This window comes from Pseudomonas fluorescens (genome assembly GCF_902497785.1).
GTDB lineage: Bacteria > Pseudomonadota > Gammaproteobacteria > Pseudomonadales > Pseudomonadaceae > Aquipseudomonas > Aquipseudomonas fluorescens_BO.
Genome location: NZ_CABVHK010000019.1, coordinates 103,056 through 117,316, shown reverse-complemented (window position 1 = coordinate 117,316; position 14,261 = coordinate 103,056). Strand labels below are relative to the sequence as shown.

The 14,261-nt window shown below is 61.4% G+C and carries 11 protein-coding genes; 9 read left to right on the top strand and 2 right to left on the bottom strand.

The genetic code is table 11. The features are described 5' to 3' along the window. Window positions 1–1,171 precede the first annotated feature (1,171 nt). On the top strand, window positions 1,172–2,521 hold the full coding sequence (locus F8N62_RS25495) for a metal-dependent hydrolase family protein (RefSeq protein ID WP_150713268.1): 1,350 nt from the start codon (window positions 1,172–1,174) through the stop codon (window positions 2,519–2,521). 11 nt (window positions 2,522–2,532) lie between these two features. Continuing rightward, the gene (locus F8N62_RS25490; RefSeq protein ID WP_150713267.1) at window positions 2,533–2,979 is read left to right on the top strand and encodes a GlcG/HbpS family heme-binding protein; all 447 of its coding nucleotides are present in this window, start codon (window positions 2,533–2,535) and stop codon (window positions 2,977–2,979) included. On the opposite strand, the gene F8N62_RS25485 is transcribed toward F8N62_RS25490, so the two are convergent. After that, entirely contained in the window at window positions 2,964–3,899 is a 936-nt protein-coding gene (locus tag F8N62_RS25485) for a LysR family transcriptional regulator (RefSeq protein WP_150713266.1), read from the bottom strand. The two genes, F8N62_RS25490 and F8N62_RS25485, sit on opposite strands and share 16 nt — an antisense overlap. 248 nt (window positions 3,900–4,147) lie before the next feature. Between F8N62_RS25485 and F8N62_RS25480 the strand changes: the two genes are divergently transcribed. The 7 genes from F8N62_RS25480 to F8N62_RS25450 all read left to right on the top strand — a co-directional run bounded on the left by F8N62_RS25480 (window position 4,148) and on the right by F8N62_RS25450 (window position 10,828). Further along, entirely contained in the window at window positions 4,148–4,585 is a 438-nt protein-coding gene (locus tag F8N62_RS25480) for a hypothetical protein (protein WP_224791412.1), read from the top strand. A 110-nt stretch (window positions 4,586–4,695) separates the two neighbouring features. Next, the gene (locus tag F8N62_RS25475) at window positions 4,696–5,715 is read left to right on the top strand and encodes a GlxA family transcriptional regulator (RefSeq protein WP_150713265.1); all 1,020 of its coding nucleotides are present in this window, start codon (window positions 4,696–4,698) and stop codon (window positions 5,713–5,715) included. Window positions 5,716–5,875: 160 nt separating this feature from the next. Next, complete coding sequence (locus F8N62_RS25470) at window positions 5,876–7,420, top strand: sensor histidine kinase (protein ID WP_150713264.1); 1,545 nt, start codon at window positions 5,876–5,878, stop codon at window positions 7,418–7,420. 47 nt (window positions 7,421–7,467) lie between these two features. Further along, a complete protein-coding gene (locus F8N62_RS25465; RefSeq protein ID WP_150713263.1) occupies window positions 7,468–8,118 on the top strand; it encodes a response regulator transcription factor in 651 nt (216 codons plus the stop codon). Between the two features lie 668 nt (window positions 8,119–8,786). Further along, complete coding sequence (locus tag F8N62_RS25460; protein ID WP_150713262.1) at window positions 8,787–9,161, top strand: response regulator transcription factor; 375 nt, start codon at window positions 8,787–8,789, stop codon at window positions 9,159–9,161. A 179-nt stretch (window positions 9,162–9,340) separates the two neighbouring features. Further along, the gene (locus F8N62_RS25455) at window positions 9,341–10,543 is read left to right on the top strand and encodes an NAD(P)/FAD-dependent oxidoreductase (RefSeq protein ID WP_150713261.1); all 1,203 of its coding nucleotides are present in this window, start codon (window positions 9,341–9,343) and stop codon (window positions 10,541–10,543) included. Window positions 10,544–10,567: 24 nt separating this feature from the next. Then, window positions 10,568–10,828: a transmembrane sensor/regulator PpyR gene (locus F8N62_RS25450; protein WP_150713260.1), complete on the top strand. Its 261-nt coding sequence runs from the start codon at window positions 10,568–10,570 to the stop codon at window positions 10,826–10,828. 304 nt (window positions 10,829–11,132) lie between these two features. Here the strand turns inward: F8N62_RS25450 and F8N62_RS25445 are convergent, their stop codons facing one another. Continuing rightward, complete coding sequence (locus tag F8N62_RS25445; protein ID WP_150713259.1) at window positions 11,133–14,150, bottom strand: FAD-binding and (Fe-S)-binding domain-containing protein; 3,018 nt, start codon at window positions 14,148–14,150, stop codon at window positions 11,133–11,135. Window positions 14,151–14,261: the final 111 nt, after the last annotated feature.

Sequence of the window (14,261 nt, the reverse complement as noted above, 5' to 3'; positions counted from 1 at the left end):
GCGTGGTTAACGGGGCGCCTGGATCAAAATCAAAACCGAGGCGGCCTTCGGGCCGACCTGACGGGTAGTTCGACCAAATCATCGGCGCTGAACACCAATACCGTGGCCAACAACAATCACCTGTGGGAGCGAGCTTGCTCGCGATAGCGGAGGGTCAGCCGACATCGATGCTGGATAATAAATCGCCATCGCGAGCAAGCTCGCTCCCACAGGGAATTTGCTCGGCCCAGAGGTTGTGCATGATCAAACCAGCGAAGCGCGCCCGCTTGATGCCACGGTCGGCCCGAAGGCCGCCGCGGTTCTGATTTTGATTTTGATCTGAGGCGCCCCGTTAAACCACGCTGGCCGAACGCAGGTATTGCGCAGCGGGTAAACCGGCAAGGATGCCGGTTTAGCCGCGCTGGGCCAGGGATGGCCCATCGCGGCGACCCGCGGAGCAATGCCGGAGTGAGGGCAGCGTGGTTAACGGGGCGCCTGAGATCAAAATCTAACCGAGGCGGCCTGATAGCCGACCTGACGGTGAGTTCGATCAGGTCATCGGTAGTGAACTCCAATACCACGCCTAGCAAATTTCCCACTGTGGGAGCGAGCTTGCTCGCGATAGCGGACTGACATTCAACATTGATGGCGACTGACACGCCGCCATCGCGAGCAAGCTCGCTCCCACAGGGAATTTGCTCGGCCCAGAGGTTGTGCATGATCAAACCAGCGAAGCGCGCCCGCTTGATGCCACGGTCGGCCCGAAGGCCGCCGCGGTTTGATTTTGATTTTGATCTGAGCGCCCCATAAAACCACGCTGGCCGAACGCAGGTATTGCGCAGCGGGTAAACCGGCAAGGATGCCGGTTTAGCCGCGCAGGGCCAGGGATGGCCCTTCGCGGCGACCCGCGGAGCAATGCCGGAGTGAGGGCACACCGAGCCCAGGCGAGGTGCCGAGTGGTGGGGCAAGAGCGTTGGGTTACTTTGCGCTTTTCAAAGTGACTCGCCGTAAGGGCGAAACCAATAGCCGCCGTTACCGCAGAAACGGATATACACCCCGCCCCCGACACATCGCATTCCAACCAAACACCATCGACACCATCAATACCCCGCCATCGATGCAATCTGTTAGTCGCACCAACCCCCAACCCCTAACCTCATTTCGCATAACAATCAGCCAAAGCGAAATCGCCATGAATGCCCTGCACTTGAAATGCCAAACCCTGTTCGACGGCACCGGCCTGGAAACCCGTCAACAACAAACCCTGGTGATCGAGAACGGCCTCCTGACTTATGTCGGCCCCACCGCATCAGCGCCCCGCCCTCAACCGGGTGACACCGAGGTGGACGCGGGCGACAACTTCGTCATGCCAGGTCTGGTGGACGTGCACACCCACCTGGCATTCGGCAACGCACAAAGCGAAGAAGACATTGATATCTGGACCAGTGACGAATTTCGCGCCTTGCGCGGCATGTTCTTCGCACAGCATGTACTGGCAGCGGGTGTGACCAGCATGGTCTGCCCCGGCGACAGCGGCCAACTCAGCATCGCCGTACGCAATGCCATCGCTGCCGGCCTGTTCGAAGGTCCGCGGATTGCCGCCAGCAGTCGGGTCATCACCAATCGGCAAAGCCTCAACGACTGGTTCCCGAGCCGCGTCGGCGCCCCGGAGTATTTCACCGCGAAACTCGTCACCAGCCGCAGCGAAGCCCTGGCGGAAATCCGCAAGCAAGCCAAGGACGGCGTCGACTTGATCAAAATTGCCATGGACGGCACCCACCGCCGTCCCAACGGTGAAATAGTCGCCGCGTTCACGGCCGAAGAAACCCGCGAGATGGTGGAAGAAGCCCATCGCCTGGGCTGTAAAGTAGCCACCCACGCCTATGGTCGCGAAGCGGTCATGTACGCGGCGCAGGCTGGCGTAGATCTGGTGTTCCATGCCTTTTACATGGACGACGCGTGCATCGAAGCCTTGCTTGAAGCGGGCAGTATTCTTGCGCCAACCATGACCTTTCCGCAAAACACCGTGGACTTCTGCCAACCCCACGATCCGGCCATCACTACCGGCTACGCCGCCTATTGCGCACGCACGCTCGACGTCGGTTCGGCGGTCCTCAAACGCGCCAAGGCCGCCGGCGTGCCGTTTGCCTGCGGCAGTGACAGCGGCTTTGCGGTCACGCCCTACGGCGAGTGGCACGCCCGCGAGCTGGAACTGCTGGTCACCCGCCTCGGCTTCACTCCCGCCGAAGCCTTGTACGCCGCCACTGCAGTCGGCGCGCGTTGCATGCCGCGCGGTGAAACCCTCGGCACTCTGGAAGTGGGCAAGCAAGCTGACTTGCTGTTACTCGATGGCTCGCCGTTGCAGGACATCCGCCTGCTGCAAGACCGCTCGCGCTTCAAAGCCGTGTACAAGGCCGGTCAGCCTGTGCGCATGGAGCGCAGCCCCTACAACCCCAAGCAAGTGTCCGATTTCAACTCGCTGAAATGGACCGACCTCTATACCCGCGACCGCGTTGCCCAACTGGGCAAGTGGTCTGTGTGAGGACTGACGCCATGCAGCCACTCGATATCCTGACCGCCACTACCCTCGCCAGCAGCGCTCTGCAAATCGCCCGGGATACAGGCGCTAAACCCCTGGCGGCTGCGGTGCTCGATGCCGCGGGTCATCCGTTGGCCATCCTGCGCGACGAACACGCCAGTTTCCTGCGACCGCAGATCGCCACCGGCAAAGCCCGCGGCTGCCTGGGCATGGGTTTCGGCGGACGTGAACTGGCGCGGCGCGCGCAAGCGATGCCAGCGTTTTTTGACGCGATCAACAGCCTGACCGGCGGCGAAGTGATTCCCGTGGCGGGAGGTGTGCTGATTCGAAATGCGCGGGGGCAGATTCTCGGGGCCATCGGCATCAGCGGCGACACCTCCGACAATGATGAACGCTGTGCCATGCAGGCCATCGAGCAGGTTGGGCTGGTGGCCGATAACGGTGATCAGCTGCCGGGCTGATCGAGCATTGCGGCCTGCTCCAGCAAGAGGCCGCGAAACCATCGCATCGCCGGATCGTGCTCTTGATAGGGATGCCATTGCAGCACTTGAACGGCCTCCGGAAATGCCAAGGGTGCGGGGTGAATGCGCAGCGGATAACGCTGGGCAAAACGCTGCGCCTGGCGGCGAAACACGGTGGCGACGCGCGCGCTGTCGACGATAAATTCGGGGATGAGCGCAAAGCTTTCAACCGCCACCGCCACCCGCCGTTGAATACCCGATTCAAGCAGATGCACGGCATCCATTGCCAGGTTTCGACCGTCGGAGAACTCGCGTACCACATGCTCGGCCGCACAGTAACTGGCGAGGCTCAAGCCCTCGGCAAATTGCGTCTGTTGGGTGCAGACGATGCAACACAAGTGATCGCTGAATAACGGTACGTGGGGGTAATCGGGGTTCAGACGACGCTGCGGCACGATCACGCAATCACTGCGACGATAGTCGAGCGCTTCGCTGACGACTTCACCGTCCCGCGAGGCAGGCATGTCGCGCAGGCGCAAACGCACGCCGGGAGCGACGCGAGCGAGTTCCAGACTGACCGCCGGCATGAGCACCCCGACCACGTAATCCGACGCCACCAAGGTGAATTGCCGGGTACAGGATGCCGGCTCGAAACCCGCCGGTGAATCGACGATCTCCCGCGTCAGATCCAACGCTTCACGCACTTTGGGGAGTAGCTCCAGGCCCAAGGCAGTCGGCTCCAGACGCCGTCCGACCTGAACCAGCAGTGGGTCATTGAAATGCTCGCGCAACCGACCCAGCGCGGAACTCGTCGCAGACTGGCCCAGGCACAAACGTTCGGCTGCCCTGCTCACGCTGCACTCGCTCAGCAAGGCATCCAGGGCCACCAAAAGGTTAAGGTCGAGACGTCGATACCGCATGCTGATTCCGTTGCAAAGTGAAGGCGACTGGTTTGAATGGTCTTGCGCGGGCCAGCTTTTCAGAAAGCCTGGTTTTTGCAAGGTATACCTGAGGATAAGCCCCTCATACCTATATATCCGCGTAGAAAACCTAGGCATAAGTGACGTGCTTGACGGTTCCCTTAAGATCAGGACTGAGGTTTGAACATCCCTGATCATAAAAGGTGAACGCGATGAAAACGCCCTGCTTTGTACTCGGAATTGCCCTGATGACTTCAATCAGTTTTACAACCGCATCGGCTTACGCCGCCGAGGTGCGTAGCGGCGGTCGAGCAGACGGCGATCGGGATGCCACTGCGCCGCTGGTGCAACACGCCTCCGATAAACCCAAGGACCAGCACGTCGCCGAAGGCGGTGCTGATCGCCTGAAAGAACGGCAACTGGCGTCGGACGGTTCCGATCACCTGAAACAGAATCGCGTTGCCGAAGGCGGTGCCGATCGCCTGAAAGAACGGCAACTGGCGTCGGACGGTTCCGATCACCTGAAACAGAATCGCGTCGCTGAAGGCGGTGCTGATCGTCTGAAAGAACGGCAACTGGCGTCGGACGGTTCCGATCACCTGAAACAGAATCGCGTTGCCGACAGCGGGTACGCCAGCGATTACGGTTCCCACATTACCCCTTACTTTTGCGTGGCCTGCCGCTGACACGCCTGTCGCGACAACTTGACAAGCTTTTCATGTGGGCTTATTCCACCTTACGTCAGTGCCCTCCTTACAGCGCCAGCGCCTGGCGCTAACCGAGCCTTACACCGCCCATGAATTCGATCGTTTTCGAGACCCACCGCCCCACCGAAGCGCTCTCTAAACCGCGCACCGTGGTGTTTCTTGCATATCCGCAAATGGGGTTGCTGGACCTGACCGGTGCACAAACCGTGTTCTGGGCGGCGTCCAAAGCCATGGCCGAGCGCGGTCTGCCGGGCTACGAATTGCACACCGCGAGTCTTGATGGCGGGTTGATCGCGACCGCCGAAGGTTTGTCGGTGCACACCACGTCCCTGCACGAATTCAACGAGAGCGAGGTGGATACGCTGATCGTGCCGGGCGCGCCGAACATTCGCCAGGCCATGATTGACGGCGTCGCGCTGGTGGACTGGCTGCGGCAGGCGGCGGTCAGGGCCAAACGCACCGCTTCAGTGTGCAGCGGCACATTTTTGCTGGCCCAGGCCGGGTTGCTTGAAGGGTTGCGCGCCGCCACGCATTGGGCGATGTGCGACATGCTCAAGAGTGGTTTCCCGACCATTGATGTCGACATCGATGCGATTTTCATCCAGCAGGGCACCGTCTGGACCTCGGCGGGGGTCACCACCGGCATCGACATGGCGCTGGCGCTGGTCGAGGCCGATTGCGGTCGCGAAGTGGCGTTGCAGGTCGCCCGGGAGCTGGTGGTGTTTCTCAAGCGCCCCGGTGGTCAGGCGCAGTTCAGCCAGCTGCTGCAATCACAAATGGACGACAGTGGCAGCTTCGACGATTTGCACCTGTGGATCAGCGCCAACCTCAGCGACGCCAACCTGACAGTCGAAACCCTGGCCCGCCAGGCGCAGATGAGCCCGCGCAATTTTGCCCGGGTCTACAAGCGCAAGGTGGGGCGCACCCCGGCGAAGGCCATTGAGATGTTTCGCATGGAAGCCGCGCGACGAATGCTCGAAGACTCACCGCGCAACATCGATCAAATCGCCCAGCTGTGCGGTTTTGGCGACGAAGAGCGCATGCGCTACACCTTCCACCGCCATCTGTCGATTTCACCGCGTGAATACCGCAACCGGTTTTCTCGCTGAGGGGCGTGATGGCTGACGTCATGTAGAGCCTTTGATGTCGCCTCGCCCAACGGGTCACGTGGCCGTATTTCAGGGGTTTATGTCCTACCCGATGAGAACGATTGCTTCTACGATAAGCACCCTTGCTCCGTCCCCCCGACATCAGGAGTGCACGACCCTAATGAACAACAACAGGTCTGCCACTGCGCGCAAAGCGCTGCCGTTTTTCTACAGTTTATTCGGCAAAGCGCCGCGCACTGCCCACCTGAGGACGCTGGATGCAGCGACCTGCATCAGCCCCAATCCGCTGATCAACGCCTTGGGCTGGTTGATCGGCCTGATCGTGGCCTGCGGCATCGTAGTGATCAATTCCGAGACCCACACCGACCTCGCCCCGACGATTCTGTACATCACGCTGTTACTGATGGCCGCCAACCTGTTTTCCATTAACGTGGTGATCTCCATCGCGCTGATGTGCATGTTGTTGCTGACGGCAATGTTTCTCTACAACGGCGGCTATCACCGCTGGGATTCAACGACGGGGTTTTTTCGCTGCCTGACCGCGCTGTCGGCCATCACCTTTCTGGCCCTGCGCAGCAAATACGCGGCCGACCGCCTGCGCCATAACGAGGTGTACCTGACGGGCGCCCAGCGCCTGAGCCGAACTGGCAGCGTCGGGTTTCGTGGCGACAGCGAACACATATCCTGGTCGGACGAATCGGCGCGGATCTTTGAATGCGCGCTGGGCGACAGCCCGACCGTGTCGATGGTTTTGGCGCGCACCCACCCTGATGATCGGCACCTCGCGCAGGAAGTCTTTGTCAAAGCGGCGCGGCGTGACGCCCTGATCGAAGTCAAACACCGACTGCTGATGCCCGACGGCCGCATCAAACACATTCAGATGATTGCCAGCCCGCTCTTCGAACAGCACGACGATTGCGAATACATCGGCGCATTGATGGACGTCACCGCCAGTAAAGAGGCGGAGGCGGCCCTCTTCTGCGCTCAGGCACAACTGGCGCACGTCACCCGCGTCACGTCACTCGGCGAGCTCGCCGCGTCGATTGCCCACGAAGTGAACCAGCCTCTGACGGCGATCACCAGCAGCGGCGAAGCGTGTCGCCGCTGGCTCGATCGCCCGGCGCCGGACCTGAACGAAGCGCTGCAATCACTGGATCGCATCATCGCCAGTTCGTGCCGCGCCAGCGATGTGATCAGCCGCATCAGGGCGCTGTCGCGCAAATGTGATCCGCTGCGTCAGCGCGAATCACTGGACGATATCGTCAGCGAGACGCTGGGCCTGGTCCAGCAAGAGATGGCGCATCACAAGATCAGCCCGACAGTCGAACTGTCGGCACGCTCGGGCCAGGTCCATGCGGATCGGGTGCAGCTGCAGCAGGTGATCATCAATTTGATCATCAACGCCTGCCACGCCATGGACGCGGTCAAGGTGCGCGATCGCGTGTTGCATGTGCGCACCTGGATCAGCAACGACGAAGCGGTGGTGGAAGTAGAAGATCGGGGCTCGGGCATTGCACCCGAGGTCTTGCCTTCGTTGTTCACGCCGTTCTTCACCACCAAGGAAAGCGGCCTGGGCATGGGATTGTCCATCTGCCGCTCGATCATCGATTTTCACGGCGGGCGGATCTGGGCCACCAGCACCGCCGGCCAGGGCACGTCGTTCAGGTTCGCGTTGCCGGTATTGGCGACCCCTGAAGCGAACTGAATGCCCCGCTTTGCTTAATCAGGACTACCGCACTCTATGGAAGCCCCATGAACGAACATCACCCCATGAACAAAGTCGTCAACCATGAGCCGCTGGTCTTCATCGTTGATGATGATGCACCGCTGCGCGAGGCACTCGGCAGCCTGTTGCGCTCCATCGGTTTGCAGGTGCAACTGTTTGGCTCTGTCGCCGACTTCATGAACTTCAACCGCCCGGACATCCCCAGCTGCCTGGTGCTGGATGTGCGGTTGCAAGGCACCAGCGGGCTGGATTTCCAGCATGAATTGCTGGCCGCCAATATAAACTTGCCGATCGTGTTCATGACCGGGCACGGCGACATCGCCATGACAGTGCGGGCGATGAAGGCCGGCGCGGTGGATTTCCTCGCCAAACCGTTTCGGGAACAGGATTTGATCGACGCCGTTTCCGCCGCCCATGCCCGAGACAAAGTGCGGCGCGAGTCCGAGCGCGGCAACGACGAACTGCGCAGCCACTACGCGACGCTCACCCCCAGAGAACAAACCGTGATGGCGCTGGCGGTGTCCGGGCTGATGAATAAACAGATTGCCGGGGAAATCGGCCTGAGCGAAATCACGGTCAAGATCCATCGCGGCCAGGCCATGCGCAAAATGTTCGCCCGCTCGTTTGCCGACCTAGTGCGAATGGCCGAGGCACTGGGGGTCAATCGTCGGGGGTGAGTTGGCCTGAGGGTTGGTTCGATCAGGTCGTCAGCGGTGAATGGTGACACCACTCCCATGCCCAACAAAATTTCCCTGTGGGAGCGAGCTTGCTCGCGATGGCGGTCTCACATTCAACATTGATGGCGACTGACACTCCGCTATCGCGAGCAAGCTCGCTCCCACAGGGGAACAGTGCAAATTCAGTGAGAGTGTGTGCACGAACAAACAAGCGAAGCGCGCCCGCGTGACGCCCCGGTCGGCCCGAAGGCCGCCGCGATTTTGATTTTGATCTTGGGCGCCCCGTTAACCACGCTGGCCGAACGCAGGCATTGCGCAGCGGGGAAACCGGCAAGGATGCCGGTTTAGCCGCGCTGGGCCAGGGATGGCCCTTCGCGGCGACCCGCGGAGCAATGCCTTCGTTCGGGCACACCGAGCCCAAGCGAGGTGCCGAGTGGTGGGGCAAGAGCGTTTGGGTTACTTTTGCGCTTTTCAAAAGTGACTCGCCGTAAGGGCGAAACCAATAGCCGCCATCACCGCAGAAACGGATATACACCCAAACCCCAACCCCAACCCAAACCCAAAACCAGCGCTATACCCACGTATAGTATTCCCCCCGACTGGACAGCGTATCTTGCGGTAATAGCGGGCGCCCCCGATGGCTACCCGCAACCAGCCAAGGTATCCAAATGCCTCATACCGCTGTGGTTTCCGTTGTTGACGATGACGAGTCAGTGCGCATCGCGCTGGACAGCTTGTTGCGCTCCAACGGCTACACCGTGCGGGTGTATGCCAACGCTGAAGACTTCCTCACCTGCGACAGACCTCAAGACACCGGCTGCCTGATCTCCGATATACAAATGCCCGGCATGTCGGGCATTCAAATGTATGAAGCGCTGGCCGCCCGGGGCATCAGGATTCCAGTCATCTTCATCACCGGCTACCAGGGCTCCCCTCCCCGGGTCAGCGGCAATACCCCGGAACCCGTCGCGTTCTTTCCAAAACCTTTCCCTTGCGGCGAACTGATTGCCTGCGTCGAAAAAATCCTCAAATCCCACGCCTGACAGCCACCCCACCCTCGCCTTAATACCTTGGTATGCCCGCCTCACACCTAAGCGTGTCGGCACTAACCCCAGGTAGAAGTGCCCCGCCCCGACCCGCTCGATACCATCTCCTGCAGCGAAACGGTCACGCGTAACAGACACCCCATTCAACGATCGACTTGGTCTTCAGGAGTAAACCCATGACACAGCACATCCTAGTTATTGGCGCAGGGTTCGGTGGGGTATGGAGCGCATTGAGCGCCGCCCGTCTGTTGGACAAGCATGACCGTAACGACGTGCAGATCACCGTCCTCGCACCCCAGGCCGAGTTGCGCATTCGTCCGCGCTTCTACGAACCTGATGTGCATACCATGATGGCGCCCCTCGGAGACCTGTTCGATTCCGTGGGCGTGAAATTCGTCAAAGGCACCGCCGACAGCATTGATGCCGATAACCAGCAGGTGGCCTACAGCGATGTGTTTGGTACCCGAGGCACGCTGAGTTACGACCGACTGGTGCTGGCAGCCGGCAGCCGGGTGATTCGCCCTGCGCTTGAGGGCATGATCGAACACGCTTTCGACGTCGACCAGATCGAAGAAGCCACCCGCCTCGAAACGCACATCAAGGCGCTGAGAAATCTGCCGGACAGCGCTGCACGCAACACCGTGGTGGTCGCCGGCGGCGGTTTCACCGGGATCGAAACCGCCACCGAAATGCCGGCCCGTTTGCGCGCCGCACTGGGTGACGACGCCAACATCAGAGTGATCGTGGTCGATCGCGGCCCGCAAATCGCAGCGTCGATGGGTGACGGTATTCGTCCCGCCATCGTTGAAGCGTCCGAACACCTGGGCATCGAATGGGTGCTCAATGCCTCGGTCGCTTCGGTCGATGCTGGCGGCGTGACCCTGGCCGACGGTCAGCGCATCGAATCCAGCACCGTGATCTGGACCGTCGGCTTCCGCGCCAGCCCGCTCACCGACCAAATAGTCGGCACCCGCGACCCGCAAGGTCGTCTGCACGTCGACGGAAACTTGAAGGTCCTGGGGCATGCCGATGTTTTCGCCGCCGGCGATGTGGCGTATGCCGCGACCGACACCCTCGGCAACTTTGCCGGCATGTCGTGCCAGCACGCCATTGCCCTGGGCCGTTACGCCGGCAACAACGTCGCCGCTGATTTGCTCGGCGTCGAACCGATGACCTACAGCCAGCCCAAGTACGTGACCTGCCTCGACCTGGGGGCCTGGGGCGCGGTGTTCACTGAAGGCTGGGACCGTCAGCTGAAACTGGTCGGGGCCGAAGCCAAGGAGCTCAAGACCCAAATCAACACCGTGTGGATTTATCCGCCGGCGGCTGATCGGGCGACTGCGCTGGCCGCTGCCGACCCGCTGATTCCAGTGGCCTGACGCGCAGCATCCGGGGTGACCGACATGTATGACTTCTTCGACAATCCGCTTCGCGTATTGAGGCTGTCGCACGTGCTGCTGCTCGGCGGGCTGGTCATGCTGCTGGTCGGGATCATCCTGGCGTATGGCTGCGACGCCTACCTCAGCCTGCCGCAGCTGGTGGGCGCCCATGCCATGACGATACTCGGCCCGACCGCGATCAAGCTCGGCTATGTCATGCGCCTGCTGGCCTTCAACCGCCTGCGCCTGGATCGGCTGGCACACGTGCAAGGCATCGCCGCTTGATGTGACTGTTTTCCCAAAACCGGATCGACGCTCTCCTGGCTGAACCGGTGCTTCCCAAAAGCCCGCCACTCGATTTTTTGGCGGGCTTTTTTTTTGCCGGCATGGAGCCCAGACCTGCTGAGACCTGTGGGAGCGAGCCTGCTCGCGAAAACGCTCTGTCAGTCCCCTCTGATGTGAATGTGCCGTCGTCTTCGCGAGCAGGCTCGCTCCCACAATGGGTTTGCAGTGTCTGCGGGAATCAAAAAGCCCCGGCAATCCGTGATAAACCTCTTTTTTTGGCTGCACATTGGGCGTTCATTCACCGTTAAAGCGCATGCTCCAGCAGCACTTCCAGCGGGTGACGCAGTTGCTGATCGGCCAGGCGCTTGACCTGGCTGCGGCACGAGTAACCCGTCGCCAGCGCTTCGCCGGGCTTGTCCAGCTTACCGGCCCAGGATTGCTCGAAAATAACCCGTGAGGTGTCCTGGTTGCGCGCTTCATGGCCGTAGGTGCCGGACATGCCACAACATCCCGTGGCCTCGTTCACCAATTTCAGCCCGAACCGGGCAAACACCGTCTGCCATTGCGCCGTGCTGGCCGGCACGTTGGTTTTCTCGGTGCAGTGCGCCAGTAAACGGTAGGTCTGCGGGGCGCTATTCAGCCTTTCGGGCAGCGCATCGACCAGCCACTCCTGCGGCAGCAGGACATTCGGGCACTCGGTCAGCCCCGGTACTTTTTGATATTCCTGGCGGTAGACCAGGGTCATCGCCGGGTCCAGCCCCACCAGCGGGACTTCGCAGTCGGCCAACGCCTTGAGCTGCCGGGCATTGCGGATCGCCGCCTGGTTGAATGCGCCGAGGAAACCCTGCACGTGCAGCGGCTTGCCGTTGGCGCTGTAGGGCGCCAGGAACACGCGATAGCCCAACCGATGCGCCAACTGGATAAACGACGCCAGCAACGGTGTTTCGAAGTAACGAGTGAAGGCGTCCTGCACCAGCACCACGCTGCGCTCACGTTGCGCCGGTGTGAGTGAGCGCAGGGCCGACACGCTGGCCACGCCGACATTGCAGCGGGTCAACACGGCCTGCAAGTTGAAGCGGTGGATCAGCGGACTGTCGAGCATGCCGATGTGCCGCTCAAGCAAACCGCTGATCCATCGCGAGCCCATCACCGCGTTGTACAGCCCCGGCGCGTACGCCAGGTAGGGAATGGTGAACTCGAGCGAGCCGATCAGGTAATCGCGCATCGGCCGTTGGTAGCGGCCGTGGTAGAGCTGCAGAAAGCGCGAACGAAATTCCGGCACGTTGACCTTGATCGGGCATTGCCCGGCGCAGGATTTACAGGCCAGGCAGCCCGCCATGGCGTCGTAGACTTCATGGGAAAAATCCGCCTCACCCCGCGAGCGCGCCAGGTTATTGCGCAACCGCGCCGGCCATCCTTTCAACCACGACACCTTGCCCCGGGCCGCTTCCAGCACGTCGATCTGCGCCGCCCCTTGCAGGCGCAACCACTCGCGAATCAACGACGCCCTGCCCTTCGGCGAATGCTGGCGTTCACGGGTGGCTTTCCACGACGGGCACATCGCGTCGTCGGGATCGAAGTTGTAGCAGGCGCCGTTGCCGTTGCAGTGCACGGCGGTGCCGAAACTTTGCCAGACGCGCTCGTCGATTTGCCGATCGAGATCGCCGCGCAAGGTCACTTCGTTAACCTTGAGCAGACCTTGAGCACTGTCCGGCGGGGTGCAGATCTTGCCGGGGTTGAGCTGGTTATGCGGGTCGAACGCGCCCTTCAGCGATTGCAGCGCCGGGTACAGTTCGCCGAAAAACTCCGGGACGTATTCCGAGCGCAAACCCTTGCCGTGTTCACCCCACAGCAGGCCGCCGTAACGCCGGGTCAGCGCGGCCACGGCATCGGAAATCGGCTTGACCAGCGCGGCCTGGGCCGGGTCTTTCATGTCCAGCGCCGGGCGCACGTGCAACACCCCGGCATCGACGTGGCCGAACATGCCGTAGGCCAGGCCATAGCTGTCCAGCAATGCGCGAAATTCAGTGATGTAGTCGGCCAGTTTCTCCGGCGGCACGGCGGTGTCTTCGACAAAAGGCTGCGGGCGTACCTCTCCTTCGACGTTGCCCAGCAGCCCCACCGAGCGTTTGCGCATGGCATAGACGCGGGTGACTGCCGCGGCACCTTCCGCCAGTGTGTGGCCCAGCCGTTGAATCGTTGTGTCGACTTGCAGATGTTCAACGAACGCCGCCACGCAAGCATTCACCTGCGCCACGTCTTCGCCGCTGAACTCCACCAGATTGATGCCCAGTGTCGGGCGCTCGGCGTCCGCCGGGAAATACTCGGCCACGCTGTGCCAGACGATGTCTTTCATCGCCAGCATCAGCACTTTGGAATCGACGGTTTCAATCGACAGCGGCTTGTGCGCGAGCAATGCGTTGGCGTCACGCAGGGCATCCATGAAGCTGCCGTAGCGCACATTGACCAACACCGAATACGTGGGAATCGGCAGCACGTTGAGCTTGGCTTCGACGATGTAACCCAACGACCCTTCGGCGCCGCACAGCACGCTGTTGAGGTTGAAGCGCCCCTGCTCGTCGCGCAGGTGCGCCAGGTCATAACCGGTCAGGCAGCGGTTGAGTGTGGGGAATACCGACTCGATCAAGTCGGCCTGGGTCTCGTGAATCTGCCGCGCCGTACGGTAGACCTCGCCGATGCGTCCGGTGTGTGCGCACGCCGCGTCGAGTTGCGCGTCGGACAATGGCTGACTGTGCAGCCGCTCGCCACCGAGCAATACGCTGTGCAGTTCCAGCACGTGGTCGCGGGTCTTACCGTAGGTGCAACTGCCCTGGCCGCTGGCATCGGTGTTGATCATCCCGCCAATGGTCGCGCGGTTCGACGTCGACAGCTCCGGGGCGAAGAACAGCCCGTGGGGTTTGAGCGCGGCATTCAGCTGATCCTTGACCACGCCCGCCTGCACCCGCACCCAACGCTCGGCGACGTTGATTTCAAGGATGCCGTTCATGTGTCGCGACAGGTCGACGACGATGCCATCGGTCAAGGACTGGCCGTTGGTGCCGGTGCCGCCACCGCGTGGGGTCAGTTTGATCTGACGAAAACGCGGTTCCGCCATCAAGGTGGCGATGCGCGCGATATCGTCGGCGTCCAGCGGGAACACCGCCGCTTGCGGCAAACGCTGATAAATCGAGTTGTCGGTCGCCAGCACGGTACGCGTGGCGTAGTCGGCGCTGAGCTGACCGCGAAAGCCGCGGGTGCGCAGCGCTTCGAGAAATTCCGGGTACTGTGGCGCCGGTGCAACGGTGGGCAGTTGGGCGATCATCGCAGGGTGCCTCTTGTCGGTCTAATCACGGAAATAATCAAAATACTTGTCGCCTGAGCATTAATAGGCCAGCCTCAGGTCGTCGGCTGCGCCAATGATCCTGCAGGTTCG

What these genes read in the sequence shown, in the direction of transcription:
- F8N62_RS25455 (WP_150713261.1), top strand. Translation starts at nt 9,341, where the DNA reads ATGACACAGCACATCCTAGTTATTGGCGCAGGGTTCGGTGGGGTATGG.
- F8N62_RS25485 (WP_150713266.1), bottom strand. Translation starts at nt 3,899, where the DNA reads ATGCGGTATCGACGTCTCGACCTTAACCTTTTGGTGGCCCTGGATGCC.
- F8N62_RS25465 (WP_150713263.1), top strand. Translation starts at nt 7,468, where the DNA reads ATGAACGAACATCACCCCATGAACAAAGTCGTCAACCATGAGCCGCTG.
- F8N62_RS25470 (WP_150713264.1), top strand. Translation starts at nt 5,876, where the DNA reads ATGAACAACAACAGGTCTGCCACTGCGCGCAAAGCGCTGCCGTTTTTC.
- F8N62_RS25490 (WP_150713267.1), top strand. Translation starts at nt 2,533, where the DNA reads ATGCAGCCACTCGATATCCTGACCGCCACTACCCTCGCCAGCAGCGCT.
- F8N62_RS25475 (WP_150713265.1), top strand. Translation starts at nt 4,696, where the DNA reads ATGAATTCGATCGTTTTCGAGACCCACCGCCCCACCGAAGCGCTCTCT.
- F8N62_RS25460 (WP_150713262.1), top strand. Translation starts at nt 8,787, where the DNA reads ATGCCTCATACCGCTGTGGTTTCCGTTGTTGACGATGACGAGTCAGTG.
- F8N62_RS25445 (WP_150713259.1), bottom strand. Translation starts at nt 14,150, where the DNA reads ATGATCGCCCAACTGCCCACCGTTGCACCGGCGCCACAGTACCCGGAA.
- F8N62_RS25450 (WP_150713260.1), top strand. Translation starts at nt 10,568, where the DNA reads ATGTATGACTTCTTCGACAATCCGCTTCGCGTATTGAGGCTGTCGCAC.
- F8N62_RS25495 (WP_150713268.1), top strand. Translation starts at nt 1,172, where the DNA reads ATGAATGCCCTGCACTTGAAATGCCAAACCCTGTTCGACGGCACCGGC.
- F8N62_RS25480 (WP_224791412.1), top strand. Translation starts at nt 4,148, where the DNA reads ATGACTTCAATCAGTTTTACAACCGCATCGGCTTACGCCGCCGAGGTG.